This window comes from Curtobacterium sp. Leaf183, from assembly GCF_001424385.1.
In the GTDB taxonomy this organism is placed as follows: Bacteria; Actinomycetota; Actinomycetes; order Actinomycetales; family Microbacteriaceae; genus Curtobacterium.
On the sequence record NZ_LMPO01000010.1, the window covers coordinates 161,495 to 186,256 of the forward strand.

Here is a 24,762-nt window from a genome sequence, read left to right on the forward strand (position 1 = left end):
GGACGGCTCCGCGTGAGCCGAGGGCTCGAGACGGTGGGGACGGCGAGCGCACTCCAGCGGTGCGTCGCCGTCCCGGCCGACGACTTCGCCAGCGACTACTGGGGTCGTCGCGCGCTCCTGAGCAGCGCGGACGACCTCGGCTCGACGTACGACGACCTGTTCTCCACCGCGGCGGCCGACGAGCTGCTCTCGGTCCGCGGTCTCCGGACGCCGTTCATCCGGATGGCGAAGGAGGGCTCGGTCCTGTCGCCGCAGGCGTTCACCGCGCCCGGTGGGTACGGCGCCGAGGTCGGTGACCAGGTCAGCTCCGAGAAGGTGCTGGCGGAGTTCGCCGCCGGGTCGACGATCGTGCTGCAGGGTCTGCACCGCACGTGGCCGCCCCTGCAGGAGTTCACCCGCCGGCTGGTCGCGGAGCTCGGGCACCCGGCCCAGGTCAACGCGTACATCACCCCGGCGTCCTCGCGCGGCTTCGACCCGCACTACGACGTGCACGACGTGTTCGTGCTGCAGATCGCCGGCGAGAAGCGCTGGGTCATCCACGAGCCCGTCCACGAGCTGCCCTTCGCCGACGAGCCCTGGAGCGACCGGCGCGACGCGGTCGCCGCCCGGGCTTCCGGCACCCCGGCGATCGACACCGTCCTGCGCCCGGGTGACGCGCTCTACCTGCCGCGCGGGTACCTGCACTCGGCGACCGCGCTCGGCGGCACCACCATCCACCTGACGATCGGGATGCCCGCCGTCACCCGGTCGGACCTGGCGCGGGTCCTCGTCGAACGGGCGCTCCGCTCCGACGCCCTGCGCGCGTCGCTGCCCCTCGGCGTCGACCTCGCCGACCCGGAGCAGATCGCGGCAGAGGTCCGTGCGGCCGCCGAGGACCTCGTCGCCGCGCTCACGACGGCGGACGATCAGTCTGACGCCGTCGCTGCGACGGTCGGCGCCCGCTTCCGTCGGTCCACCCGGCCCGAGCCCGTCCGTCCCCTGCGCACCGTTGAGATGGCCGCAGCGCTGACCGGTGCCGACACCGTGCGCTGGCGTGACGGCCTGCCGACGGACGTCCGCACCGAGGGCACCCGGGTGGCGGTCGTCCTGCCGTCGGGGACCGTCCGGCTCCCCGCCGTCTGTTCCGAGGCGCTGCACGCGCTGACGGACGGCGACGTCCACCGTGTCGGCGCGCTGCCGGGGCTCGACGAGGACGACGCGGTCGTCGTCGTGCGACGGCTCCTGCGGGAAGGCGTGCTGGTACCCGCCTCGTGACCGAGTGGCGCCGCACCGGCCCGTCCGACCCCGGACGCCCCCGCTCCGGGGGCGGGCCGGCGTGCAGCGCGGGGTCACGGCTGCGCGACGAGGACGTGTCCGCGACGGCGTCGCCCGGCAGACGGTGGTTGCTCGTCGAGGTCGCCGGTGCCTGGGGCTGGAACGTGTGGACGGAGTCCCCCGTGCTCGACCCCGAGGTCGGCGCGGCGCTGGCGCGTCGGGTGCAGCACGCCGGCATGCGGATCCTGGCGGTGCGGCGACCCGGTCGGTCGCGCGGTTCAGGCCGGTGGCGGTGGGCCGTGGTCGATGCCGAACGCGCGACGACGCGGTGGGGCGAGGTCTCCGACCCGCGGCAGCTCCTGACCCTGCCGCTCGACGGCAGCACGGGGACCCCCTCGGACCAGGCCCTCTTCGCGGTCTGCGCGCACGGTCGACACGACGAGTGCTGCGCGGTCCGGGGTCGGTCCGTCGCCGAACGCCTGTCCGGGGCCTACCCGGACGAGACGTGGGAGTGCTCGCACCTGGGCGGCGACCGCTTCGCCGCCACCATGATGCTCTTCCCGCACGCGGTCAACCACGGACGGGTCGACGAGCACGACCCCGTCGCGATCGCCGACGAGTACCTGCACGGCCGGATCGCACAGCAGGGCTTCCGCGGGCGGGCGACCCTGTCGCACGTCGAGCAGGCCGCCGTCGCCGCGGCGGTGCAGCACACCGGCGACACCCGACTCGAGGCGTTCCGACCGGTGGCGGCGACCGAGCTCACGACCGAGCCGGGCGGGTGGTCGGTCGATCTCTCGGCGCGGACCGACACGGCGGCGGAACCGCAGACGGACGCCGGCACCAGGACCATCCGGGTCCGGCTCGAGCACGTCCTGACGGGTCCGACGTTCACCACGTGCCGGGCGACGGTCGCGGTGGAGATCCCCCGGTTCGTCGTCCGGGACCTCACCGTGATCGGCTGACGCGGGAGCGATGAAGGCGCCCGCGGACGCCCGCGCCGACGACGCCGAGACGCCCGCGCGGACGACACCGAGGGACGACCGCACCGACGGATGCCCGCGCCGATGGATGCCCGCGCCGATGGATGCCCGCGCCGACAACGACAGAACTCCCGCCGGACGATGTCCAACGGGAGTTCTCGTGGTGACCCCAGCGGGATTCGAACCCGCGTTACCGCCGTGAGAGGGCAGCGTACTAGGCCGCTATACGATGGGGCCGCGGCAAGCATGTTGTCGGAATCGGAGGGTAGCCACCGTGGTGACCCCAGCGGGATTCGAACCCGCGTTACCGCCGTGAGAGGGCGACGTACTAGGCCTCTGTACGATGGGGCCGTTCCGACAACTCGACAAGTATGGCACAAGCCCCGCACGGTGCCAAAACGAGGCGTGTCGACCGGGTGCGCCGTCGGACGGACCGTCAGACGGTCATGGACTCCCCCGGCCGCAGCACGACGAGTTCCCCGGCGGGTTCGACGGCCTGCCGCAACCGGTCGAGGTGCATCCCCAGGCCCACCTCGGACAGCGTGGCCTCGTGCACGGGGTAGGCGCGGCGCGGCGCGACCGCGGCGACGTAGTCCATCATCTCGGCGACCTTGAGCCACGGTGCGCCGACCGGAGCGGCCAGCACCTCGACGGGGACACCCGGCACGGTCCAGCTGTCGCCGGGGTGGAACAGCCGCCCGTTGACCAGGACCCCGGTGTTGTCCACCACCGGGACGGACGAGTGGATGACGTTGTGCCGGGTGCCGTGGAACGTCAGGTCGAACGGCCCGACCGCGCGTCGCGCACCGTCCGAGACGACCTCCACGTGCGCCGCAGCTCCGGCGAGCGCCCGTGCGACCCCGGCCGGACCGAACACCAGGGTGCCCGGGTTGGCCAGCAGGATCCGCTCCAGCTGCTCGGTCGTGACGTGGTCCGGGTGCTCGTGCGTGACGACGACCGCCACGACGCCGTCGACGTCGACGGGCCTGGTGAACCCGCCGGGATCGAGCACCAGTCGTGCACCGCGCTCCTCGACGACCTGGCACGCGTGTTCGAGCTTCGTCACCTGCATGCGGGCGAGCGTACGCGGCGCTGCCGCGCCCCGACCCGCCTGCCACCTACCGCGGCGCCGCCGTGGTCGCCCGCACCACGAGCGTCGCCGGCGCCGGGGGCACTGGTACCGGCGCGTGGCCGTCGACCTCCGCGAGCACCGCCAGCGCCGCCGTCCGTCCCTGCGCCTCGGGGTCCTGTACGACGGTCGTCAGTCCCACGACCTCGCCGTACTCGTGCCCGTCGATCCCGATGACGGACAGCTCCCCGGGGACGTGCACGCCGAGCCGAGCGGCCGCCACCAGCACGCCCAGCGCCATCTCGTCGGAGGCGCAGAACACCGCGGTGGGCCGGTGCGGACGGGGCACCGCCAGCAGTGCCGACCCGGCAGCGCAGCCACCGGCGAACGAGAACCGTCCGTCCACGAGCCACCCTGGCGGCACTGAGCAGCCCGCGGCGTGCATCGTCGCCAGGAACCCGTCCCGGCGCAGGTACGGCACGGCGACGTTCATCCCGGACTCGTCCTGACCGCCGACGTACGCGATCCGCCGGTGGCCGAGCCCGAGCAGGTGCCCGACAGCCAGACCGGCGACCCGCAGGTCGTCGACACCCACGTTGCGCAGCCCCGGTGCCGGTCCGCCGATGACGATCATCGGGTGGTTGCTGCCCTGCAGTTCGTCCCGCTCGGTCTCGTCGAGCACGAGCGACAGCAGCACGAGCGCGTCGACCCGGTGGCGCAGCATCGACCGCCGGAACGCCCGGTCCCGGTCCCCCAGCGGCCCGCCCAGGTTGTACAGCACCAGGTCGTGGCCCGCCCGACGCAGTTCGGCGTCGATCCCGCCGAGGGCCCTGACGTAGAACCAGCGGTCGATGACCGGCAGGACCACCCCGACGGCGCGCTGTCGGCCGGTGGCCAGGCCGGCCGCCGCCGAGCTCGGCACGTACCCGAGTTCGGCAGCGACCCGCTGCACCTGGTCGATGGTCGCGTCGGCGACCGACGGCAGGCCGCGCAACGCCCGGGACACGGTCGCCTTGGACAGGCCGGTGACGGTCGCGATCTCCTGGATCCCCACCGGACGACCCGCCCGACCGTCAGCGGTGCGCGCGGCGGTCGTCGACGCCGGCGGACGCGGTCCTCCGCAGCACGCGCACCCGCCACCGGTGGAGGACGACCACCGCCAGCACGCAGGCCAGCAGCGTCAGCGCCCACCCGAGCGCCGGACGCCCCGTGAGCTCGCAGAACACCGTCACGAGCAGGAACGCGACGCCGAAGAACCCGACGAAGCCCATGGCCTCCTCGATCGGTGCGACCGGGGTCCGGGGAGCACGCAGCGCCATCGCCCGTCAGCCCTTCACGCCGCCGGCGGTCAGGCCGGCCACGATGCGTCGCTGGAACACGAGCACCAGGATCACGAGCGGGATCGTGACGATCGTCCCCGCCGCCATCACCGCGGTGTACGGCTCCTGGTGCGGCTGGGTGCCGGCGAACGACGCGATCGCGACGGTGACCGGCTGGGTGGCGTCCGACGACAGCTGCGACGAGATGAGGTACTCGTTCCAGCTCGAGATGAACGCCAGGATCGCCGTGGTGAACACCGCCGGCGCGGCCAGCGGCAGGATGATCCGCCGGAACGCCTGCACGCGCGTGCACCCGTCGATGCGCGCCGCCTCTTCCAGGTCCCACGGCATCTCGCGGAAGAAGCTCGCGAGCGTGTAGACGGTGAGCGGCAGCACGAACGAGATGCTCGGCAGGATCAGCGCCTGGTAGCTGCCCATCCACCCGATGTCCGTGAAGAGCTGGAACAGCGGCGAGATGAGGGCGACGCCCGGGAACATCGACGCGGCCAGGATCGCGCCGGCGATGAGCGACTTGCCCTTGAACTCGAGCCGGGCCAGCGCGTAGGCGGCGCTCGTGCCGACGAGCAGCGCGATGATCGTCACGACACCGCCGATGAGCAGGCTGTTGAGCAGCGCCCGCCCCAGGTGGTTGCCGAGCGCGGTGGAGAACGCCGTCGTGTAGTTGTCGAGCGTCACGTGCGTCGGCCACGGGGTGGCGTCGAACGTGAAGCCGACGTCCCGGAAGCTCGTCACGACCATCCAGTAGAACGGCAGCAGGCACCAGACCGCGATGACGACGGCCTGCACGGCGGTGCGGACGCGGGGGCCGGTGTCGCGCTTCACGCGGACGTCAGCGCGGTCGATCGACCGCTCGCGGGTGCGGGTCGTGGACCGTGGCCGGTCGGCTGCGAGGGTCACTTGAGTTCACCCTTCTGCTGTGCTGCCTGCGTCTGCACGACGTTCGCCCCGAGGAAGCGGACGAACAGGAAGGCGACGATGAAGATGACCAGGAACGTGATGGTCGACAGGGCGGACGCCGAGTTGAACCCCTGCCGGATCTGGTCCACGACCAGGATGGACAGCGTGGTCGTGGCGTTGCCGGAACCACCGCCGCCGCCGGTGAGGATCGCGGGGAGGTCGTACATGCGCAGCGCGTCGAGCACGCGGAACAGGACCGCGACCATGAGCGCGGGCTTCAGCAGCGGCAGGGTGATCAGCCAGAAGCGCTGCAGGGTGGACGCGCCGTCCATCTTGCCGGCCTCGTAGACGTCCTCGGGGATGAGCTGCAGGCCCGCCAGGATCAGCAGCGCCATGAACGGGGTGGTCTTCCACGTGTCGGCGATGATGACCGCCCACCGGGACGCCCACTCGCCGCTGGTCCACAGGATCTGGTGCCCGATGACGTGGTTGAGCACGCCGTTCGCGTCGAAGATGAAGTACCAGAGCTTCGCGGTGACGGCGGTGGGGATGGCCCACGGCACCAGGATCGCGGCGCGGACCAGGGCACGGCCCCGGAAGTTCCGGTTCATGATGATCGCCATCCACACGCCGATCAGCGTCTCGAAGGCGACGGTGACGATGGTGAAGAAGACCGTGTTGCCCATCGACACCCAGAACTGCGAGCCGAGGCTGCCGGGCGGGCAGGTGACGTTGCCGCACTGCTGCCCGAGCCAGTGCGCGTAGTTCGTGACGCCCGCGAAGCCGCCCTGCACGAACAGTCCTGTCGCCTTGTCGAGCCCCTGGTCGAGCTGGAAGGACTGGATGACGGCGCTGACGACGGGGTAGCCGATGACGATCGCCAGCAGGACGATCGTCGGGCCGATCAGGTACACGGCCCACCGGCCGTGCTCGGCGTTGAGTCCGCCGCGGCGTCGCTTCTGCGGTTCGAGCCCACTGGGGTTCGGGATCGCTGCGGGGATCTCTGTTGCTGCTGACACGGACGGCCTCCTTGCCGGTGTCGGGACACGAGTGGGGCCGGACGGGAGGCTCGTGGCGGGGCCGCCACGAGCCTCCCGTCCGATGCGGCGTGAGCCGCGTCGACCAGGGTCGCTAGTTGCTGCTGCTGGTCGCCGACTTCAGGGCGGCTTCCATGTCCTTCATGGCCTCGTCGACGCTCTTCGAGCCCTTGAGCGCGGCGTAGGAGTTGTCCTGGATCGCCTTGGTCACGGCCGGGTAGAACGGCGTGACCGGTCGGGGCTCCGCACTCTGGATCGACTTGAGCAGGGTGGGCAGGTACGGCAGCTTGCTCGTCAGGTCGCTGTCCGTGTACAGGTCGCCGACGACCGGCGCGAGCGAGCCCTGCGTCGCGAAGAACTTCTGCGTCTCGTTCGACTCCAGGAACTCGAGGAAGTCGTGCGCGGTCGCCTTGTGCTTCGAGTAGACGCTGATCGCCGCGTTGTGCCCGCCGAGCGTGGACGCGCCGACGCCGTCGGCGCCGGGGATCGGGGCGATGCCGAAGGTGTCCTTGACCTTCGACGAGCCGTCGGTCTTCGCCAGGCTGTAGACGTACGGCCAGTTGCGGAGGAACAGCAGCTTGCCGTCCTCGAACGCGGTGCGGCCCTGCTCCTCCTGGTAGGTGATTGCCTCGGCCGGGATGTTGCCGTCCTTGAACGCGTCGACCAGGTTCTGCAGGCCCGCCTTCGCCTTCGACGTGTCGACGTCCGGCGCGCCGCCCTTCGTCAGGATCGAGCCACCGGAGCCGTTGACGGCCTCGGAGGCGTTCACGGTCAGGCCCTCGTACTTGGCGAACTGGCCGGCGTAGCAGCCGATGCCGTTGTCCTTCGCGATCTGGCAGTCGTCCATCATCGCCGACCACGTGGTCGGCGGGGTCTTGACGAGGTCCTTGCGGTAGTAGAGCAGCGCGCCGTCGGAGGTCTGCGGCGCCGCGTAGAGCGTGTTGTTGTAGGTCGCCGTCTTGACCGTCGAGGGCAGCAGCTTCGACGTGTCGATCGCCATGTCGCCGGTGAGCGGCACGAGCCAGCTCTTGGCGGCGAACTCGGCGGTCCACACCACGTCGACGTCGACCACGTCGTAGCCGTCGTCCTTCGCCTGGAAGTGCTGGACGAGGTCGTCGTGCTGCTGGTCGGCCTGGTCGGACTGCTCCTTGAACGTGACCTTCTCGGAACCGTGCGCCTTGTTCCACTTGGCGATCAGCGGTCGGACGACGTTCGAGTTGTCCTTGCCCTGGACGTACGTGATCGGGCCGCGGCTGTCCTGCCCGGACTTCGCGGCGTCGGAACCGGAGCCGCCACCGGAGCAGCCGGCGAGGGCGAGGCCGAGCACGGCGATCCCCGCCACGGATGCGAGTCGCACCTTCGCGCGTGTGTTGTCCACAGTGATTGTCTCCTCATCGAGATCACCAGGAGACGTCGATCGGCGAACGGTCGGCGGTGCCTGGAGCAGGCGGCGCTGCCTGCTGGGAGGTGAACGTACGCCGCGGTCCGACCGAGCGCAACCGGTTGCATCGGGTCTGTTACCTGAGTGTGACCTCTGGAGTTCCGGTGACTTCCTGGGTGAGCGCTCACGCATCGAGGGCGGCCGTGGGGCACCGCTGCAGTGCGCTGCGGTGTCCCGCATGATCCCCGCCACGGTGCCGATGCCGCATTGTGAGGCGTCGGGGCCGACCGTAGCGTCCCCGACATGGCCTCCCTCTCCGCCGTCAACGTCCCCGGACCCCGACGCGTCATCGGCGTCAACCTCGACGGTCCGCTGCCCGAGCTCGTCGCCGACGAGACCGGTTCGTCCGCGCTCGTCATCGGCTACCGCGACGGCTACCCGGTCACCACGCTCGACGTCATCCTCACCGACGACCCCGCGGACGCCACCCGAGCGCTCGCGCCCCTGGTCGACACGATGGTCGAGGCCGGCGCGTTCGACGACCACGCCCCGGTGTCCGACGACGACCTGCCGACGATCTCCGTCGTAGTGTCCACCGTGGTGGACCGCGTCGAGGACCTCGGCAAGCTCCTCGACGTCCTCGAGCACCTCGACTACCCGCGGCACGAGGTCGTCCTCGTCGACAACCGCGTCCGCGTCCCCGACATCGACGCCCTCCCGGCACTGCTCGAGGGCCGCGACGTCCGCCTGGTCACCGAGCGGCGCCCAGGGCTCTCGGCCGGCCGCAACGCCGGTGTCGCAGCGGCGACCGGCGAGGTCATCGCGTTCACCGACGACGACGTCCGTGTCGACCCGCAGTGGCTCCGCGCGATCGGCGAGCGGTTCGTCCGCGAACCGGGGCTGGACGCCGTGACGGGCGTGATCCTGCCCGTCGAGCTCACCACGCCCGCCCAGATCTGGTACGAGGCGTACTACGGCGGCTTCAGCGCCGAGCGGACCTTCTCGCCCGTGACGATCGTCCCGGACGACGTGCAGGGCGCCATGCGCCACGCGCGTGTCTCGGCGGTGCGTCCCGACGGCACGGTGCGCAAGCACTTCGCGGTCTACGGCATCGGCGCGTACGGCGCGGGCGCGAACATGGCGTACCGGCGCTCGCTCATCGAGAAGGTCGGCGGCTTCGACACCACGCTCGGCGCCGGCTCCCCCGCCCGCGGCGGCGAGGACCTGGCGATGTTCATCGAGACGCTCTGGCGGGGCGGACGCATCGGGTTCGAACCGCACGCGGTCGTGCACCACCGGCACCGCCAGACGATCGAGGACCTGCACAAGCAGCTGCACGGCAACGGTGTCGGGTTCACGGCGCTGATGTGCGCGCTCGCTGCCAAGGACCGACGGCACCTGACCGTCCTGGCCCGGCTCATGCCGCTCGCCGCGAAGGTCAAGGCGAAGCAGATGGCATCGCGCCTGGCGGGTCGTCGTGACGCGGCGACCGAGTCGACGACCGACGCATCGCAGACGAGTCTCCCCCGGTCGCTGGCGTACCACGAGCTCCGCGGCTTCCCGGCCGGGCCGGCGGCCTGGTTCCGCAGCCGTCGGCGCTGGCGCGACGTCGAGGCCGGGCGCTTCCGCGGGTAGCGCGGACGCCCCTGGGCGTGCGAGGCGGCAACGGCGCCGCCCCGCACCACGAAACGGACACAGCACCACGGGATCCCGTGGTGCTGTGTCCGTTTCGTGGTCCCGTGGCGGCACGGAGCGCGCCGGGCGCAGCGCGCCGCGCGCCGCGCGTCGAGCGCAGCGCGGCCTACGCGCGGGAGCGCAGGCGCCCGAGCACGTAGCGCCACGGCCCGCCGAGCGCGGCGACGAGCTCGACGCGCTTCAGCCCGGCCGTCGCCGCGCGGAACTCGTCATCGACGGGCCACCCGGCCGCCGCGGACACGGCCGTCGAGACCTGGTCGGCGTTCCCCTGCCCGAGCGCCCCGAGCTGGCGGAGCGCACCGACGGCCCGACGGAGCACCGCCACGGCGGTCCGCGGCCGGGTCATGAGCTTCGCGACCCACGCGCCGAGCCCGGTGCCGTACCCGAGTGCCTGGGCACGCAGGGCCTCGCGGTCGGAACGGTGCCGGTGCCACACGAACGCCGACGGCTCGACGGCCAGCCCGCCTCCGGAGAGCAGCACCCGCGTGAACAGGTCGGGGTCCTCGCCGGCGCGCGACGGCGTCCCCGGCCCGAGTGCGACGTCGAAGCCGCCGAGGGCGAGGGCCGCGGTGCGTCGGAGCGACATGTTCGCGCCGGTGCCGAACGCGCCGACCGAGAACGGGAAGAGCGGCAGGTCGGCCGGCGGTGCCGACGTCCGGAACACCCGGCGGTCGAGGTTCCGCGCCCAGGTCACCCGCTCGTCGAAGTAGCGCTGCGTCGGGTTCCGGAGCTCACCGCTCGGCACCAGACCGGTCACGCAGACCACGTCGGCGTCGCGCGCGTACGCGTCGGCGAGCGCCGCGAGCCAGTGCCGGTCGACGACGACGTCGTCGTCGACGAAGGCGACCACGGCACCGGAGGCGAGGGCGAGACCGGCGTTCCGTGCGCGTGAGACGCCGGGTCGGGCCTCCAGGACGTAGTGCAGCCGGTCGTCCCGGAACGACGCGACCACGTCGCGGGTCGCGGTGGTGGTCGGCGCGTTGTCGACGACGAACACCTCGAAGTCGTCGTGTGCGGACGCGAGCACCGAGGCGACGCACCGGCGGACGTCCTCCGGGCGGTCGCGGGTGCCGATGACGACCGACATGCGACCCGTCGGGTCCCCCTTCGGGGCGGCCGGGATGCTCGTGGCACGCAGGGCGCGCAGCGCCGGTCCCAGCTCGGCCGGGTCCACGTCACCGCTCGCGTCGACCGCGACGTCGACGAAGCCGGCGACCTCGCGGCCGTCGCGGACGAGCAGCCGTGCGCGGTCGAAGCCGTCCGCCCCGGCGAGCTCGACGACGGACGCGGCGAGCGCCGCGGGCCGGTCGATCGCCCCGACCCAGGCGGCGCCGGCCCAGCTGGGGGCGTCCGGCGAGGGCATCGCGGGGGTGATCGTGAGCACGCGGGACGCGGTGGCCTGGTGGTCGGTCATGACCCGATGGTCCGACAGCGTCCGACGGCGACGCAACGACCGGTACCGGCCCGTGCGGCGAGCCCCGTCCCTCTTGCGGTTTGCCGCCAGTGACCAGGCGTTTCACCCTAGGATCGTGGGGACGACCCGGCGGCAGCACGCCGGGCACGAGGAGGACGCATGCCGACAGGCCCCGGGACCGAGTTCGGAGCGGTCCTCCCGTCGGAACAGACGGTCGTCTCGGTCGACACGGCGACCTGCGTCTGCGGTCACGAACAAGCGGCACACGAGCACTACCGGCCGGGCTCGGACTGCGCGCTCTGCGACTGCCCGAAGTACCGTCGCCAGCGCTGATCCGCGGTCGTCTCGGCCCCCGGGTGCGGGAAACCGCCGCTTCCCCGCAGAGGCCCCTGACTCGCCTTGTCCGCCCCGGAACGGCACGGTTAGCGTCGCGTCCATGGCCATCTCACCCGCGGCTCCCGCGTGCATCGTCCTCGCCCACGAGGACCCTGCGCACGTCCGCCGACTCGTCGAGGCGCTCGACCCCTTCCCGGTCTTCCTGCACTGCGACGTGCGGACGCCGGAGCCGGTGTTCCGCGCCATGACGGACGGCCTGCCGGAGCGGGTCCGCGTGCTGCCGCGGATCGCGACCGGCTGGGCGCGCTGGGAGAACGTCGAGGCCGAGCTCGCCGGGTACCGCGCCGCGCTGGCGGAGACGGACGCGTCCCACGTGGCCGTCCTGACCGGGAGCGACTACCCGCTCGCCAGCTCCGGGGAGATCTCCGCGCTGCTCGAGGCGCACCGGGACGACTCGTTCGTCGACGTGCACCCGCTGCCGTTCGCGGCGTGGGGGCGCGACGGCGGTGTGGCACGGATGCGCTACCGGCACTGGGCGTGGCGGAAGCACATGCTGCGGCTGCCGGTCCCGCGCCGGGTCCCCCGCGACGTGGTGTTCGCCGGTGGCTCGCAGCTCAAGGTCCTCGCCCGGCACCACGCCGCGGACGTCGTCGCCGTGGTCGACCAGCGGCCCGACCTGGTCCGGTTCTGGCGCCGCACCTGGATCGCCGACGAGACCTTCGTCCCCTCGGTGCTCAACACACCGGGTCTGGTCCCCGGGTTCGCCGAGGAGCACGTGCCCCACGCCCTGTGGTGGATCGGGTGGGACGGCACCGCGATGAAGAGCCCGCCGTGGCTGACGACCGCCGATGCCGGACGGGTGCTCGAGCGCCGCACCGCGTCGGACGTCGACCTGCCGCACGTGTTCGCACGCAAGTTCTCCACCGAGCGCAGCTCCGACCTGCTCGACGTCATCGACGGTGCGTTCGGTCTCCGCCAGCACGCCCCGCGGACCGCCGGCGCACCGGTCGGCGCGGTCGGGGAGGTCACCCCGTGACGCTCCCCCCGCAGACCCGCCGCGAGGCCCGTGCCGCGCGTGAGGCCGAGGCCTCGGCGGTCGCCGTGACCCCGGACCCGTCCGAGCCGGCGGTCGCGCCGGTGCCGGAAGCCCTCGACACCGGCTCGGTCGCCGTCCGCAAGGGGTCGTCCGTCCTGTTCGGCCGCGGCCTGCTGTACGTCGTCGTGTGGTCGATGCAGCTCGTCGTCTCCTCGCTCATCTCCCCGGTCCTCGCGCACCTGATGCCGCCCGCCGAGTTCGGCGTGCTGGCGTCCGCGATCGCGCTGTACCAGGCACTCGTGGTCCTCGCGGTCATCGGGATGGACCAGGCGTCCGTGCTGCAGCGCGCCGAGGACGGCGACGACCGCAAGGCCCGTGGGCTGATGGCGGTCGGCATGGTCACCGCCAGCCTGGTCACGGTCCTCGCCCTGACCACGATCCCGGTGTGGGGCGACGCCGCCGGCTTCATCGGCAACCACCCGCTCCTGCTCGTCGCCGTGCTCTGGACGGGCCCGGCCGCCATCGTGCAGATCTCCCTGGCACTGCTCGTCGCCCAGGACCGCATCAAGGTGTTCGCGCTGACGAGCCTGCTGTCCTCGATCGGCGGCTCGATCATCGGGCTCGGGCTCCTGACGTGGGTGCAGGCCGACGCGACGACCTACGCCTGGGGCGGCGTCGTCGCCCAGGTTGCGGCGATGGCCATCGGGATCACGGCGACCCGCCCCCGCTTCGCCGGCCTGTTCGACACCCGCACCATGCGCCGCGCGTTCCGCCTGGGCATCCCGATCACCCTCGGCAACCTGTCGTACTTCGTGCTCAACGTCGGCGACCGACTGGTGGTCCAGCGGCTGCTCGGCCCCGACGAGGTCGCCCGGTACCAGATCGCCTACGTCGTCGGCTCGGCGGTCATCCTCCTGCTGACGTTCACGAACAACGCCTGGGCGCCGCACTTCGCCGCTGTCCGCGACGCCGTGGCCCGCCGGCAGCTCGCCATGCACTCCCGCAACGAGCTCTACCGGCTCCTCGCGCCCGTGCTGCTCGCCGTGACGCTGGTGTCGCCGGTCGCCCTGCCGATCCTCGCGCCGGCGTCGTACCGGGTCCAGGAGCTCACCGTCGTCGTCTTCGTCGTCGCGATCACCGCCTTCCCGGTCGTCGCGAGCGGCGCCACCGGCCGGCTGCTGCTCGTGGAGCGCCGCGGCGTCGCCGTCGGTGTGATCGCCGCGATCGCGGGCGCCGTGAACATCGGCGCCAACCTGGTCTTCGTGCCGATCATGGGCATCGCGGGTGCCGCGGTGGCCACGGTCATCGCCTACGTCGTCCTCGCCGTGCTCCAGCAGGCGGCCCTCCCCGACCGCCGCGAGTGGCGCGGTCCGGACCTCCGACTCGTCCTGACCGTCGTGGTCTCGCTCGGCATCGCCGGCGTGTCGGTCTTCGTGCCGCAGGACGCCCTCTGGAACTGGGTCCGGGTCGCCGGCGTCCTCGCCTGTGTGCCGTGGTTCTTCACCCGGCTGCGCGCCGCCCGCGGGAGCGCGGCATGAGCCGGGTCGACGGCTCGGCGACGACGCCGGACACCGCCGCACGGCGACCGTTGCGCGTCGGGGTCGTCACGAACGGTCTCGCGATCACGGGCGGCGTGGAGCGATGCGTCCTCGAGGACACCCGTGACCTGGTCGCCGCCGGCCACGACGTCACCGTGTGGCACCGACCCGTGCCCGCCGGACGTGACGACGACGGCCGCGCCGCCTTCGAGCGCCTCGGCGTCCGCCTGGTCCGCGCCGACGACTACCGCTTCGGCGTCCGCACCGCGATCCGGGACGCCGCACGCTTCGCCCGCCAGGGACTCCGGATGCGCCGGGCGCGACTCGACGTCCTCTGGCTGAACCGTCCGGAGTTCCTGCCCTTCGGGCGGGTCGTGTCGTTGGCGTCGGGCGTGCCCCTCGCGGTGCACCTGCACCACGCACCGAACTACCGCCACCTCGGCCCCATCGCTGGTGGTCGCACCCGGTACTTCGCCGTCTCGCACGCGATGGCGCGTGCGTGGTCGGCCGTCGGCGTCCCTGCCGACCGGATCACCGTCGTCTCGAACGGCGTCGACACCACGGCGTTCCCGCCGCCGTCCCGACAGGACGTGCGCTCGGCGCGGGCCGCCCTCGGCATCGACGAGGCCACACCCACGGTCCTGTACTACGGTCGGCTCACGCGGGCGAAGGGCGTGCTGGCCGTCCTGGAGGCGTGGGGTCGCGTCCTCGCGTCCGCTGCGGCCCGCATCCCGGTCACCGTCCCGGCCACCCCCGCTCATGCGCGCACGGCACCGCTCCTGGTGCTCGCCGGCGCGCTGCCGGACGAGGAGGCCGACGACGTCCGTCGCGCCGTCGCCGCGCTGCCCGCCGGCTCCGTCCTGGTGGTGCCCGAACGGGACGACGTCGTCCCGTTGCTGCACGCCGCGGACATGGTCGTCGCGCCCTCGCTCGAGCCGGAGGGGTTCGGCCGGGTCGTCGTCGAGGCGATGTCGACGGGTCGACCCGTCGTCGCCGCGGCCTCCGGGGGCACGGGCGAGATCCTCTCCGACGAGTGGGCGCGGTTCACCGTCGACCCGTCCGACGTCGACGCCCTGGCGGAGCGCGTGCTCGACACCCTCGACGAAGCCGTGCTCGACCCGACGCTCGGCGAACGGTGCCGCGCGTGGGTCCGCGGGCGGTACGACCGTGCGCAGCACGTCACCGCGCTGCTGGGGGCCCTGGACGACGCAGCCCGCTGACCGCAGCGACTTCGGCGGGGCTGTGCCGTGCTTCCCGTCGCCGGTCCCGGCCCGAACGGTCCGGGCAGCCCGGACAGCTCGACCTGACCGGTCGGCTCAGCTGCGACCCTGCGGGACGTCGATCGTGATCCAGTCGATCAGGAGCGACCCCTCGGCGTCCGCCGGCGGGTGCCCGTCGTTCGACCCGGCCTGCACGACCAGGTGCATGCGCGCCGTCGGGATGTCCTTGTCGGTGCTGCCCACGAGCTCGTCGTCGACGAAGAACGACATGCGGTCGGGCTTCCACTCGATCGTGTAGGTGTGCCAGTCCTCGAGCGACGCACTGGTCTGCTCGTGGACGCACTTCTGCGCGGGGTCCGCCAGGCAGTGGACGTTGAGGAACGCGGGTGCGCCGAGGGCGCCCTCCGGGAAGTCCACCTCGCCGTCGGACCACTTGTTCTCGTCGCTCCACAGCAGCACCGCGACGCCGAACCCGTCGACCGGGTCGCTCTTCATCCGGATGCTGTAGCGGCCCGAGGTCTGTCCGCCCCACCTGCCGTCCACGAGCGGGACGATGCCGCCGGCCAACGGGGTCCCCGCGGCCGTCGTGCCGAGGTGCATGTCGAGCAGCCCATCGTGTGCGCTCAGCACGGACGACTGGTACCGCCCCGTCCCCGCCGTGTCCGCGAAGCCGTGGTAGACCGAGAACCGGTCGCCGTAGCCGGCCTCGAAACGACCGGTCGCTGCGTCGTCGTCGAAGTCCTCGGAGAACACCCGGTTCCATCCGCCGCGCTCGCTCGTCGGCATGCGCTCTCCGCTCGGGTCGGGACTGCTGCCGGTCAGGGCGGTGGCGGAACCGGCCACGATGCCGGCCACGACCACCAGGGAGCCGACCGCGACGGCGATGCGGCGTCCGGTGCGGCCGAGCGCGGTCCGGTGTCGGCCGAGACCTGCGCCGTGGGCCACCCCGGCGCCGTGCGCGGCCGACGCCGCCGCCGCCAGGGGCGGGGCGTCGGCCTGCTCGGTGCTCATCGCGCCACGGTCACTCGGCCGCGTGGCGGAGGCCGGCGGGGGTGAGCTCGTACATCACGGTCGTGCCCTCGGACCAGACGGGCTCCCAGTACGGCGACGCGGCCATGGCCCTCGCCAGCTCCTGGTAGTGCGCGTCGGTCTGGTAGCCGTACCGCTCGCCGTACGCGCCGAAGGGCTCGGCGACCAGCGCGTAGTACTTCGTGGCCGGCCAGTTGTCGACGAGCTTCGTGGTGATGTCGTCCACGTCCTTCGTCGGGTCGTAGGCGCCGGTCGGGTCCTGGTACTTCGTGAGCGCCTCACGGGACAGGTACCCCACGTCGAAGTACCGTGCGCCCGTGTTGCTCGGGACCGCGATCGAGGAACCCGTCAGCAGCATCACGGAGCCCTTCGGGGCGGTCTTGTCGTACACCTGCGTGGCAGCCGACTCGCTGCGCGTCGGCACGCGGTTCCAGTCGAGGGCCGTCTGCCCGAAGGCCCCGACTCCGACCAGGACCGCGACGCCCGCGGCAGCGACGACGACCTTGACCGCCGTCGGGCGCATCGCCCCCCGGACCATCGACCCGACCCAGGCCAGACGACCGGCCGGCGACGGGAGTCCCGCTGCCAGGATCGCGATCCACGGGGTGGCGAACAGGACGACGCGGAAGATGCCCTCCTGGCCGTAGTTCGTCGCGACGAGCAGCGAGATCGGGCTGGCTGCGGCGACCAGGAGCGCCCAGTGCAGGCGGTCCCGGCGCAGCACCACCGTCAGGAGGGCGACCAGGCCGATCACGACGAGCGCCGCGGCGGGGACGTCGAACGCCAGACGGGTGACGAGGGGCTGTGCGAACACGGTCTCGTCGTGCGACGGCGGCTGCACGTTCTGCAGCACCTTGCCGACCGCGCCGAGCGACAGGAACTTGTCGAGGACGCTGCCGTTGAGCACCGCGAACACCACGGCGGGCACCAGCACGACGAGCGGCAGCCACCACGGACGGACCAGCTTGAAGACCACGAGCACCACGAGTGCCGCGACCGTCAGGTACGGGGAGATCTGGTGGGTGACGGCCAGCACGATGCTGATCGCGGCGATCGCCACGATGCGGGACAGCCCGGTCGCCCGTGCCCGGAGCACGGAGCGGTCGCCGCCGTCCGCCCCGGTCACGACCGCGGTCCGCAGCGGACCGGTGGCGAGGACGAGGATCGTGATCGAGAGCAGGATGCCGACGGACTGGGGCGAGAAGTACGTGGTGTTGAGCGACCCGGTCATCGCCGTCAGGAAGGCGGCGATCCACGGTCGGCGGACTCCGGGCAGCCAGTTCGACGCGAGCACGCCGACCGCGATCACGGTGGCGAACGCCAGCAGCACGGGGACCCAGGCGGCGATGAGCATCGCGTTCACGATCCCGGCGACGTCGGCCACCCAGGCGCCGCCGGCGAACAGGCCGGACCACGTCTGGAAGATGTCGGCGGCGGGGTTCGTGCCGCCCCAGCGTCGGATGTACTCGATCACACCGACGTGCCGCGCTGCCGCCATCACCGTGGGCATGCCGTAGGTGATGGCCTGCGCCAGCTGGATGGTCCCGCCGAGCACGACCACGGGCACGGCGACGCCCACGCCGCGGACGAGTGCGACGACGGCGGCGAGGACGACGATCGCGAGCCCGATGACCAGGCCCGGGCCGAGGGAGCCGAACAGGCCGTCGCGCACCGGGTCGCCGATGTGGGTGAGTGCCGTGACGACGACGATCACCAGGCCGAGGAGGGACACCGCCGTGGCGTTCGTGGTGTCCCATGCGGCGCGAGCCAGCTCGGCCATGGGCATCAGACCCGACCGCCGGAGTTCGGCCACGTCACGGGGCACGGCGACGGCGATCGCGAGCGCGGTCAGCACCACCACACCGACGAACGGCACCACCGGGTCCCAGATGTGGGCCGTCGCCATCGTGTAGCCGATCGCGATGGTGCCGATGATCGACCCGGTCACCGCGAACACGGCGAAGCGTGCGAGCGGCATCGGACGCAGGAGCAGCAGGGGCGCGACGCCGAGCAGGGCGAAGAGGAACACCGCGACGGCGCTCGCGCGGAGCGTCGGGAGTCCGGCCAGGCTGCCGACGGCCGCCGTGACGAGCGTCGCGACGACGAGCGCCGCAGCCAGCAGACGGGTGACGGGGCCCATCGCGGCGCCGGCAGCGGGCGGCTGCGCAGGCGCTGCGGTCGCCAGACCACGCTGCAGTTCGTGTCGACCGCGCGCGGTGCGGTCGATGGTGCCCGCGCCGCCGATGCGCTCACGCAGGGCGAGGAACGGAGCGACGGCGACCGAACGACGCTCGACCGCGCGCAGACGACGACGGGTCGCCGCGAACTCGCTGTCGACGACGTCCGCCTCGGACGAGCCGTCGACGGCCTCCACCCGGTCGCCCTGCTCCAGGCCGAGTCGCGCGAAGGCGCTGAGCGCTCCGGGGGCGGCGTCGACGGAGGCGGCGAGCGTCTCGCGGTCGAAGGCGTTCTTGGTCATCCATGCTCCGAGTCCGTGGCCGTTGGCGGCGGCGGCACGGCGGAGCGACGCCACGTCGTCCGCCGTTCGCTGCCACGCGATGGCGGCCGGTTCGACCGCGATCGCGGAACCCGCGAAGAGCAGTCGGGTGAAGAGGTCGAGGTCGTCGCCGCCACCGACGCGGGTGCCCGGTCCGAAGGCGGTGTCGAACCCGCCGATCCGGAGGACGGTCGCGCGGCGGACGGCGAGGTTCGCGCCGGTGCCGTAGGCGGACGCGGCGAAGGGGTGCAAGGGCAGGTCGTCGGGGGCGTCGTCGAGCCGGAACACGCGGCGGCGGACCGTGCGGGCGGCCGCGGTCCGGTCGTCGTGCCAGCGCTGGGCCGGCGTCCGGAGTTCGGCGCTCGGCACCAGCCCGGTGACACAGGCCACGTCGGGGTCGGCAGCGAACGCGCTCGCGATGGCGTCGAGCCACCCGGCGTCCACGATCGCGCCCTCGTCGACGAAGGCGACGACGTCCCCCGAGGCGGCGAGCAGCCCGGCGTTCCGTGCGGCAGCCAGTCCGCCGGCGGGGGCAGCGACCGTGGTCACCGAACGCCCGTCGATCGTCACGACCGCGTCGTCACCGGCGTCCGCTGCGTGCGAGACCACGACGACGTCGAAGGAGTCGTACCGGCAGGCCAGGACGGAGCGCATGGTCTCCCCGGAGGCGCCGTCGGTGCAGAGCACCACGGTCACGGACGGCAGCATCTGATCTGCTGCCGGCTGTGCCGGTGCGGGCCGGACGGCCGGGGTGGCCATCGGGCGGATCGCACGCTGGAGCGCGCGGACGTCGACGGTCGCTCCGATGCGGCGACGCTCGGTCACGTCGGCCTCGACGAACCCCAGGGGCTCACCGTTGTCGCGGACGAGCAGCCGGGCGCGCCGGTACCCCTCGGCACCGTCGAGGGCGATGACGTCGCGGTGGCTCGAGGCGTGCACGTCCGCGCGGTCGATCTCACCGACCCACAGGGCGCCGTCCCACGTGGGGAACAGCGGCCCGGTGACGATCGGCGAGACGACCATCGCGAGGGTGGCCCGGCTCACGGCGCGCCGACCGTCTGGGTGGGCGTCGCGACGGGTGCCGGTGCGGCGACGACGACACCGCCCAGGAACCGACCGACGGCGTAGCCGGTCACGGTGCCGAGGACGGTCGTGACGATCGCGACCGCACGGGTCCCGCCACCGCGACCGAGCCGGCCGAGCTCGCGGAACAGCGCCTTCGGCAGCACCGTCGTCAGGTACGTCGACTCGCTCGACAGCGAGTCCTTCGCACCGACCCGGCGGGCCAGCACGGCCTTCGAGATGCCCTCGTAGTAGCTCCGACGGCGGACGTAGCGCATGGTGACGCGGTCCGGCGAGACCCGGTGCGACACGTTCGACCGCGGCTCGAAGCGGATCCGCGCCGTCGGGTCGGCCTGCGCGATCCGGATGCAGAGCTCCGTCTCCTCGCAGCCGAGCGGCTGGTTGCCGACCCGGCCGATGCCCGACCGGAACCCGCCGGCGGCCAGCAGCACGTCCCGGCGGAACGCCATGCTCGAGCCGATCACGTTGCGGACGTCACCGGGTTCGGTGGGGAGGCCGGTGTAGCTGCAGCCGACGATCCAGAGCAGTTCCGCCGGGTACGGTCCGGCACCGGTCGCCGTGGGCCAGGACGGGGTGGCACGGCCGCCGACGCCGACCACGGACGGCAGCGAGAGTGCCTCGACCAGGTGGGCGAGCCAGTCGTCGTCCGCGGTCGCGTCGTCGTCGAGGAAGCCCACGACGTCCGACTCAGCCAGGGCCACGCCCGTGTTCCGGGCGCCGGACAGGCCGCGGTCCTCGGCGTTCTCCACGACGCGCAGCTCCGGCCAGCGGGCCTTCGCACGGAGGTAGAGCTCGGGCTCGTGGTCGATGACGACGATGACCTCGGTGGCGTGGGGCTGGCGCTTGGCCGACTCCACGGAGTCCTGCAGGTCGCCCCAGCGCTGCTGGGTGTACGCGCAGATGACGACCGCGACGGTCGGCGCGCTCACGCGGCTTCCTCGTCGAGCGCCGGGACGGGCGTCGGGACGGAGCGGGTGGTCACCGGGGCCAGGCGTGCACGAGCCTGCGCGTCGGAGGCGCGACGACGCTCGTGCATGATCGACTTCAGCACGCGGATGCCGTCGGTGATCGCGTTGAGGTTGCTGGTGCCGTGCACGCGGAGCTTCTCGTGGCTCGGGACCTCGGAGATGGCCAGGTCGGCAGCGGACCAGCGGCAGGTCAGGATCGTCTCGATCTCGAAGCCGTCGCCCCACAGCATCGAACCGTCGGTCGGCTTGGGCAGCGTCGAGGACAGCAGCCCGATCTTCGGCAGCGTGTCGGCCCAGAACGCGTTGTAGCCGTAGCAGAGGTCCGTGTAGCTGGCACGGAGCAGGACGTTGCTGATCACGTTCAGGCCGCGGTTGCCCAGGCTGCGGACGATGGTGATGTCGTCGCTGCCGCCGCCGAGCGCGTAGCGGGTGCCCTTGGCGACGTCCGCGCCGGCGACGAGGGCGTCGACGAAGCGCGGGATCTCGTCCGGGTCGGCGGAGCAGTCGGCGTCGAACATGACGACGACGTCGCCGGTGACGGCCTCGAACCCGCACACGAGGGCGTTGCCCTTGCCCTTGCGGGTCTGCTGCACGACCTTGATCGAGGGCATGAGGCGCTTGGCCGTCTCGATGGTGTCGTCGACCGAGTTGCCGTCGACGAGGATGACCTCGTACACCGGCGGCAGCTTCGGGAGGATGATCTCGAGGTTCCTCGCCTCGTTGCGTGCGGGGATGACGACCGAGACGCGGGGGTCCAAGGGACGGATCGGGCTGGCGGACATGGTGCTCCTGTCGGGTTCAGGGCTGCAAACGGGAGGGGCAGTCAGGGCGACGGCCGATGGTCCTTCAGTCATGAGGACCGGACGCGGGTACGTCAGCTGCGGTGCACGGCGGTGAGGGTGCACCGTCGTTCCCGTCCAGAGCGGGGGTACGCCGCTCCCTGGGGATTCCCACCCTCGCCGGGGTGGACCGACCGGTCAATGCGATCCAGGGTCCATTGCGGGGCCACCACTGCGGATACGGAAAGCCGCAATGGCGCACCAGGGCCGGACAGGAGGCCCGGTGCGGCACCGCCAGGCACGCTCGGCGCAGCAAGGCGATGGGAGCGGGCCGGCACGCTGGCGGGCACGCAGGCGGGCACGCAGGCGGGGCTGCAGGCGGGGCTGCAGGCGGGGCTGCAGGCGGGGCTGCAGGCGGAGCTGCAGGCGGGCACGCAAAAGGCCCCCGGGAGATCCCGGGGGCCTTTCGTCAGTCTGGCTGGGGTACCTGGACTCGAACCAAGAACGACGGTACCAGAAACCGCTGTGTTGCCAATTACACCATACCCCAAGAGGCCTGTCGGCCCCGTCCCCCGTTGTCCGGGGCACGGTCATCTACTGTACATGATCCCGGAGGGCATCGAGACCACCGACGAGGTCACGGTGCACCGCGGCCGCCGTCACCGCACCGTGTCCGGCGGCGACGATCAGCTGCTCCGGCCCCGGCGGGGTCACGTCACCGACCGCGTAGAGTCCCGCGACGCTCGTGCGGCCCGCTCGGTCGACCACGACGAGTCCGTCGGCGTCGCGGTCGAGCGGGACCGACACCCAGTCGAGGTCCACGTGCCACGTCGGCCGGACGAACCCACCCGTGCGCGGCTCCACGTGCCCGTCTGCCAGGCGCACGCCCGTCATGCCCGACCGGTCCCCCTCGAGGTCCGCCACGGGCCGCTCGTCGACACGCACGCCCGCACGCCGGAGTCGCGCGCGCCCGTCGTCGTCGAGGGGGGCCACGCCGTTCGTGTACACGACCAGGTCGTCCGTCCACGCGGCGATGAGCAGCGCCCGGTCGACCACGTCCGCCGTCTCACACACGAACGCAAGGGGCTGACCGGCCTTGTCGTACCCGTCGCACTCGACGCAGCTGTGCACCGACGTACCGTAGAACGCGCGGAGCGACGGCAGCGCCGGGAACTCCTCGCGCAGACCCGTGGCGATGACGACCGCTCGTGCCGTCGCCGACACCTCGGTACCACGCCACGAGCCCCGCACCCGGAAGCCGCCCTGGCCGTCGGGAGTGACGTCGTCGACGAGCGCCTGCGTCACGGTGGCCTCGGGGTACTGGTCGACCTCCTCGCGCCCGAGCCGCCGCAGCTCGAGCGGCGAGATGCCGTCACGCGTCAGGAAGCCGTGCGAGCGCAGGGTCGCGGCGTTGCGCGGGCGGTTGGCGTCGAGGAGCAGGACCCGACGCGTCGCGCGGACCAGGTTGAGCGCGGCGCTGAGGCCGGCCGGCCCCGCGCCGATCACCGCGACGTCGTACTGCTCGGGTTCGCTCATCGTCGTGGGTGGCTCATCGGGCCGCGAGCGCACGCAGCCGGGCGAGGGTGGAGTCCTTGCCGAGGATCTCCATCGACTCGAACAGCGGCGGACTGATGCGACGTCCGGACACCGCGACGCGCAGCGGGCCGAACGCGACGCGGGGCTTGAGCCCGAGGTCGTCGATCAGTGCCGTGCGCAGTGCGGCCTCGATCGACCCGGTCCGCCAGTCGTCGAGGGGCTCGAGCGCCGCGATGCCCGCGCCGAGCACCGACGCGGTGTCGCCCTTGAGGCTGGCCAGCGCGTCGTCCTCGACCACCAGGTCGTCGTCGGCCGTGAACAGGAACCCGAGCATGCCGGGGGCTTCGCTGAGCAGCTGCATGCGCTCCTGCACCAGGGGTGCCGCGAGTGCGAGGACGCGCTCCTGCTCCGGTGTCGCGGGGTCAGCGAGCACTCCGGAGAGGTAGGGCACTAGACGACCGCGGAAGTCGGCGGGGTCGAGCAGCCGGATGTGGTCACCGTTGATCGCCTCGGCCTTCTTGTGGTCGAACCGGGCGGGGTTCGGGTTGACGTCGACCACGTCGAACGCGGCGGTCATCTCCTGCGTCGAGAAGACGTCGCGGTCGGGGCCGATCGACCAGCCCAGCAGCGCGAGGTAGTTGATGAGCCCCTCGGGGATCATGCCGTTCGCGCGGTGGTGGAACAGGTTCGACTCGGGGTCGCGCTTGGAGAGCTTCTTGTTCCCCTCGCCCATGACGAACGGCAGGTGCCCGAACACCGGGATGAACGACGTCAGACCGATCTCGAACAGGGCCTCGTACAGCGCGATCTGCCGCGGCGTCGACGACAGCAGGTCCTCGCCGCGCAGCACGTGCGTGATGCCCATCAGGGCGTCGTCGAGCGGGTTCGTGAACGTGTAGAGCGGCTTGCCGTTGGGACGCACCACCACGAAGTCCGGGAAGGTCCCCTGCTTGAAGGTGATCTCGCCGCGGACCAGGTCCTGGAAGCTGAGGTCGCGATCGGGGACCCGCAGGCGCAGTGCCGGCTCGCGACCCTGGTCGCGGAACGCCTGGCGCTCGTCGTCGGTCAGGTCGCGCTCGTGGTTGTCGTAGCCCTGCTTGGGGTCACGACCGGCGGCGACGTTCCGCGCCTCCATCTCCTCGGGGGTGACGAACGACTCGTACACGTGCCCCGATGCCTGCAGCTGCGCGACGACGTCGCGGTAGACGTCCGTGCGCTCCGACTGCCGGTACGGTCCGTGCGGTCCCCCCACCTCGACGCCTTCGTCCCAGTCGAGTTCGAGCCACCGGAGCGCTTCGATGATCTGCTGGTAGGACTCCTCGGAGTCACGGGCAGCGTCGGTGTCCTCGATGCGGAAGACGAGCTTGCCGCCGGTGTGACGGGCGTACGCCCAGTTGAAGAGTGCCGTCCGGACGAGCCCGACGTGCGGGGTGCCCGTCGGGGACGGGCAGAAACGGACGCGGACGTCGGGGCCGGTGGCAGTGGTGAATGGCGCAGTCATGACGGACCCGATCCTACCGTGGGCACCCCCGCGACACCGGCGTCGAGCCCGGCTGTGGAGAACCTCGACGAGGGTCCGGTGAACGCAGAAAACCCCTGACCAGTCATGGTCAGGGGTTCCCTGGTGTTACCAACGTTGAGTCCGGCGGCGTCCTACTCTCCCACAAGGT

The 24,762-nt window shown here is 72.3% G+C and carries 20 protein-coding genes, 3 tRNA genes and 1 pseudogene; 7 read left to right on the forward strand and 17 right to left on the reverse strand.

Features of this window, described 5'->3' with window-relative positions; translation table 11 throughout:
• Positions 1-33: 33 nt before the first annotated feature.
• Both ASG04_RS15365 and ASG04_RS15370 read left to right on the forward strand, forming a co-directional pair.
• On the forward strand, positions 34-1,254 hold the full coding sequence (locus ASG04_RS15365) for a cupin domain-containing protein (protein ID WP_056126095.1): 1,221 nt from the start codon (positions 34-36) through the stop codon (positions 1,252-1,254).
• Positions 1,251-2,219: a sucrase ferredoxin gene (locus ASG04_RS15370; protein WP_056126097.1), complete on the forward strand. Its 969-nt coding sequence runs from the start codon at positions 1,251-1,253 to the stop codon at positions 2,217-2,219. Before ASG04_RS15365 ends, ASG04_RS15370 begins: the two co-directional genes overlap by 4 nt.
• A gap of 179 nt (positions 2,220-2,398) precedes the next feature.
• On the opposite strand, the gene ASG04_RS15375 is transcribed toward ASG04_RS15370, so the two are convergent.
• From ASG04_RS15375 to ASG04_RS15410, 9 genes and pseudogenes are all read right to left on the reverse strand, one after another.
• A tRNA-Glu gene (locus ASG04_RS15375) sits at positions 2,399-2,474 on the reverse strand.
• A gap of 38 nt (positions 2,475-2,512) precedes the next feature.
• Positions 2,513-2,588 (reverse strand) — tRNA-Glu (locus ASG04_RS15380).
• An 85-nt stretch (positions 2,589-2,673) separates the two neighbouring features.
• The gene (locus ASG04_RS15385; RefSeq protein WP_056126099.1) at positions 2,674-3,309 is read right to left on the reverse strand and encodes an MBL fold metallo-hydrolase; all 636 of its coding nucleotides are present in this window, start codon (positions 3,307-3,309) and stop codon (positions 2,674-2,676) included.
• A gap of 46 nt (positions 3,310-3,355) precedes the next feature.
• The gene (locus ASG04_RS15390) at positions 3,356-4,258 is read right to left on the reverse strand and encodes a LacI family DNA-binding transcriptional regulator (RefSeq protein WP_414835838.1); all 903 of its coding nucleotides are present in this window, start codon (positions 4,256-4,258) and stop codon (positions 3,356-3,358) included.
• A pseudogene (locus ASG04_RS18120) lies at positions 4,232-4,363 on the reverse strand (LacI family DNA-binding transcriptional regulator); the annotation flags it as partial. The gene ASG04_RS15390 and the pseudogene ASG04_RS18120, both read right to left, overlap by 27 nt.
• Positions 4,364-4,379: 16 nt before the next feature.
• Complete coding sequence (locus tag ASG04_RS15395) at positions 4,380-4,625, reverse strand: hypothetical protein (RefSeq protein ID WP_235515567.1); 246 nt, start codon at positions 4,623-4,625, stop codon at positions 4,380-4,382.
• 6 nt (positions 4,626-4,631) lie between these two features.
• Positions 4,632-5,489, reverse strand: a complete 858-nt coding sequence (locus ASG04_RS15400; RefSeq protein WP_056126172.1) for a carbohydrate ABC transporter permease — start codon at positions 5,487-5,489, stop codon at positions 4,632-4,634.
• Between the two features lie 50 nt (positions 5,490-5,539).
• On the reverse strand, positions 5,540-6,562 hold the full coding sequence (locus tag ASG04_RS15405) for a carbohydrate ABC transporter permease (RefSeq protein WP_082518268.1): 1,023 nt from the start codon (positions 6,560-6,562) through the stop codon (positions 5,540-5,542).
• A gap of 112 nt (positions 6,563-6,674) precedes the next feature.
• Positions 6,675-7,958, reverse strand: a complete 1,284-nt coding sequence (locus ASG04_RS15410) for an ABC transporter substrate-binding protein (protein ID WP_235515568.1) — start codon at positions 7,956-7,958, stop codon at positions 6,675-6,677.
• 306 nt (positions 7,959-8,264) lie between these two features.
• On the opposite strand from ASG04_RS15410, the gene ASG04_RS15415 reads away from it, so the two are divergent.
• Positions 8,265-9,596: a glycosyltransferase gene (locus ASG04_RS15415; RefSeq protein ID WP_056126102.1), complete on the forward strand. Its 1,332-nt coding sequence runs from the start codon at positions 8,265-8,267 to the stop codon at positions 9,594-9,596.
• Positions 9,597-9,762: 166 nt separating this feature from the next.
• On the opposite strand, the gene ASG04_RS15420 is transcribed toward ASG04_RS15415, so the two are convergent.
• The gene (locus ASG04_RS15420; protein ID WP_056126104.1) at positions 9,763-11,070 is read right to left on the reverse strand and encodes a glycosyltransferase family 2 protein; all 1,308 of its coding nucleotides are present in this window, start codon (positions 11,068-11,070) and stop codon (positions 9,763-9,765) included.
• A gap of 159 nt (positions 11,071-11,229) precedes the next feature.
• On the opposite strand from ASG04_RS15420, the gene ASG04_RS17950 reads away from it, so the two are divergent.
• The 4 genes from ASG04_RS17950 (at position 11,230) to ASG04_RS15435 (ending at position 15,200) form a co-directional block, all read left to right on the forward strand.
• A complete protein-coding gene (locus ASG04_RS17950) occupies positions 11,230-11,403 on the forward strand; it encodes a hypothetical protein (protein ID WP_235515569.1) in 174 nt (57 codons plus the stop codon).
• Positions 11,404-11,506: 103 nt separating this feature from the next.
• The gene (locus ASG04_RS15425) at positions 11,507-12,442 is read left to right on the forward strand and encodes a beta-1,6-N-acetylglucosaminyltransferase (protein WP_056126106.1); all 936 of its coding nucleotides are present in this window, start codon (positions 11,507-11,509) and stop codon (positions 12,440-12,442) included.
• Entirely contained in the window at positions 12,439-13,980 is a 1,542-nt protein-coding gene (locus ASG04_RS15430; RefSeq protein WP_056126108.1) for a lipopolysaccharide biosynthesis protein, read from the forward strand. The genes ASG04_RS15425 and ASG04_RS15430 overlap by 4 nt, the downstream gene beginning before the upstream one ends.
• Positions 13,977-15,200 (forward strand): glycosyltransferase family 4 protein, encoded by a 1,224-nt coding sequence (locus tag ASG04_RS15435; RefSeq protein WP_056126110.1) that lies wholly within the window; start codon positions 13,977-13,979, stop codon positions 15,198-15,200. The genes ASG04_RS15430 and ASG04_RS15435 overlap by 4 nt, the downstream gene beginning before the upstream one ends.
• Positions 15,201-15,296: 96 nt before the next feature.
• Here ASG04_RS15435 and ASG04_RS15440 read toward each other — a convergent pair whose 3' ends face one another.
• From ASG04_RS15440 to gltX, 7 genes are all read right to left on the reverse strand, one after another.
• Positions 15,297-16,211, reverse strand: a complete 915-nt coding sequence (locus ASG04_RS15440) for a glycoside hydrolase family 16 protein (protein WP_056126112.1) — start codon at positions 16,209-16,211, stop codon at positions 15,297-15,299.
• Positions 16,212-16,221: 10 nt separating this feature from the next.
• Positions 16,222-19,770 carry a glycosyltransferase gene (locus ASG04_RS15445; RefSeq protein ID WP_056126114.1) on the reverse strand — a complete coding sequence of 1,183 codons (3,549 nt, stop codon included), beginning with the start codon at positions 19,768-19,770 and terminating at the stop codon, positions 16,222-16,224.
• Positions 19,767-20,738: a glycosyltransferase family 2 protein gene (locus ASG04_RS15450; RefSeq protein WP_056126116.1), complete on the reverse strand. Its 972-nt coding sequence runs from the start codon at positions 20,736-20,738 to the stop codon at positions 19,767-19,769. Before ASG04_RS15450 ends, ASG04_RS15445 begins: the two co-directional genes overlap by 4 nt.
• Complete coding sequence (locus ASG04_RS15455; RefSeq protein ID WP_056126117.1) at positions 20,735-21,559, reverse strand: glycosyltransferase family 2 protein; 825 nt, start codon at positions 21,557-21,559, stop codon at positions 20,735-20,737. Before ASG04_RS15455 ends, ASG04_RS15450 begins: the two co-directional genes overlap by 4 nt.
• 472 nt (positions 21,560-22,031) lie before the next feature.
• Positions 22,032-22,106, reverse strand: a tRNA-Gln gene (locus ASG04_RS15460).
• 44 nt (positions 22,107-22,150) lie between these two features.
• Positions 22,151-23,092, reverse strand: a complete 942-nt coding sequence (locus tag ASG04_RS15465; RefSeq protein ID WP_056126119.1) for an NAD(P)/FAD-dependent oxidoreductase — start codon at positions 23,090-23,092, stop codon at positions 22,151-22,153.
• Positions 23,093-23,105: 13 nt separating this feature from the next.
• Positions 23,106-24,593 (reverse strand): glutamate--tRNA ligase, encoded by a 1,488-nt coding sequence (gltX, locus tag ASG04_RS15470; protein ID WP_056126121.1) that lies wholly within the window; start codon positions 24,591-24,593, stop codon positions 23,106-23,108.
• Positions 24,594-24,762: the final 169 nt, after the last annotated feature.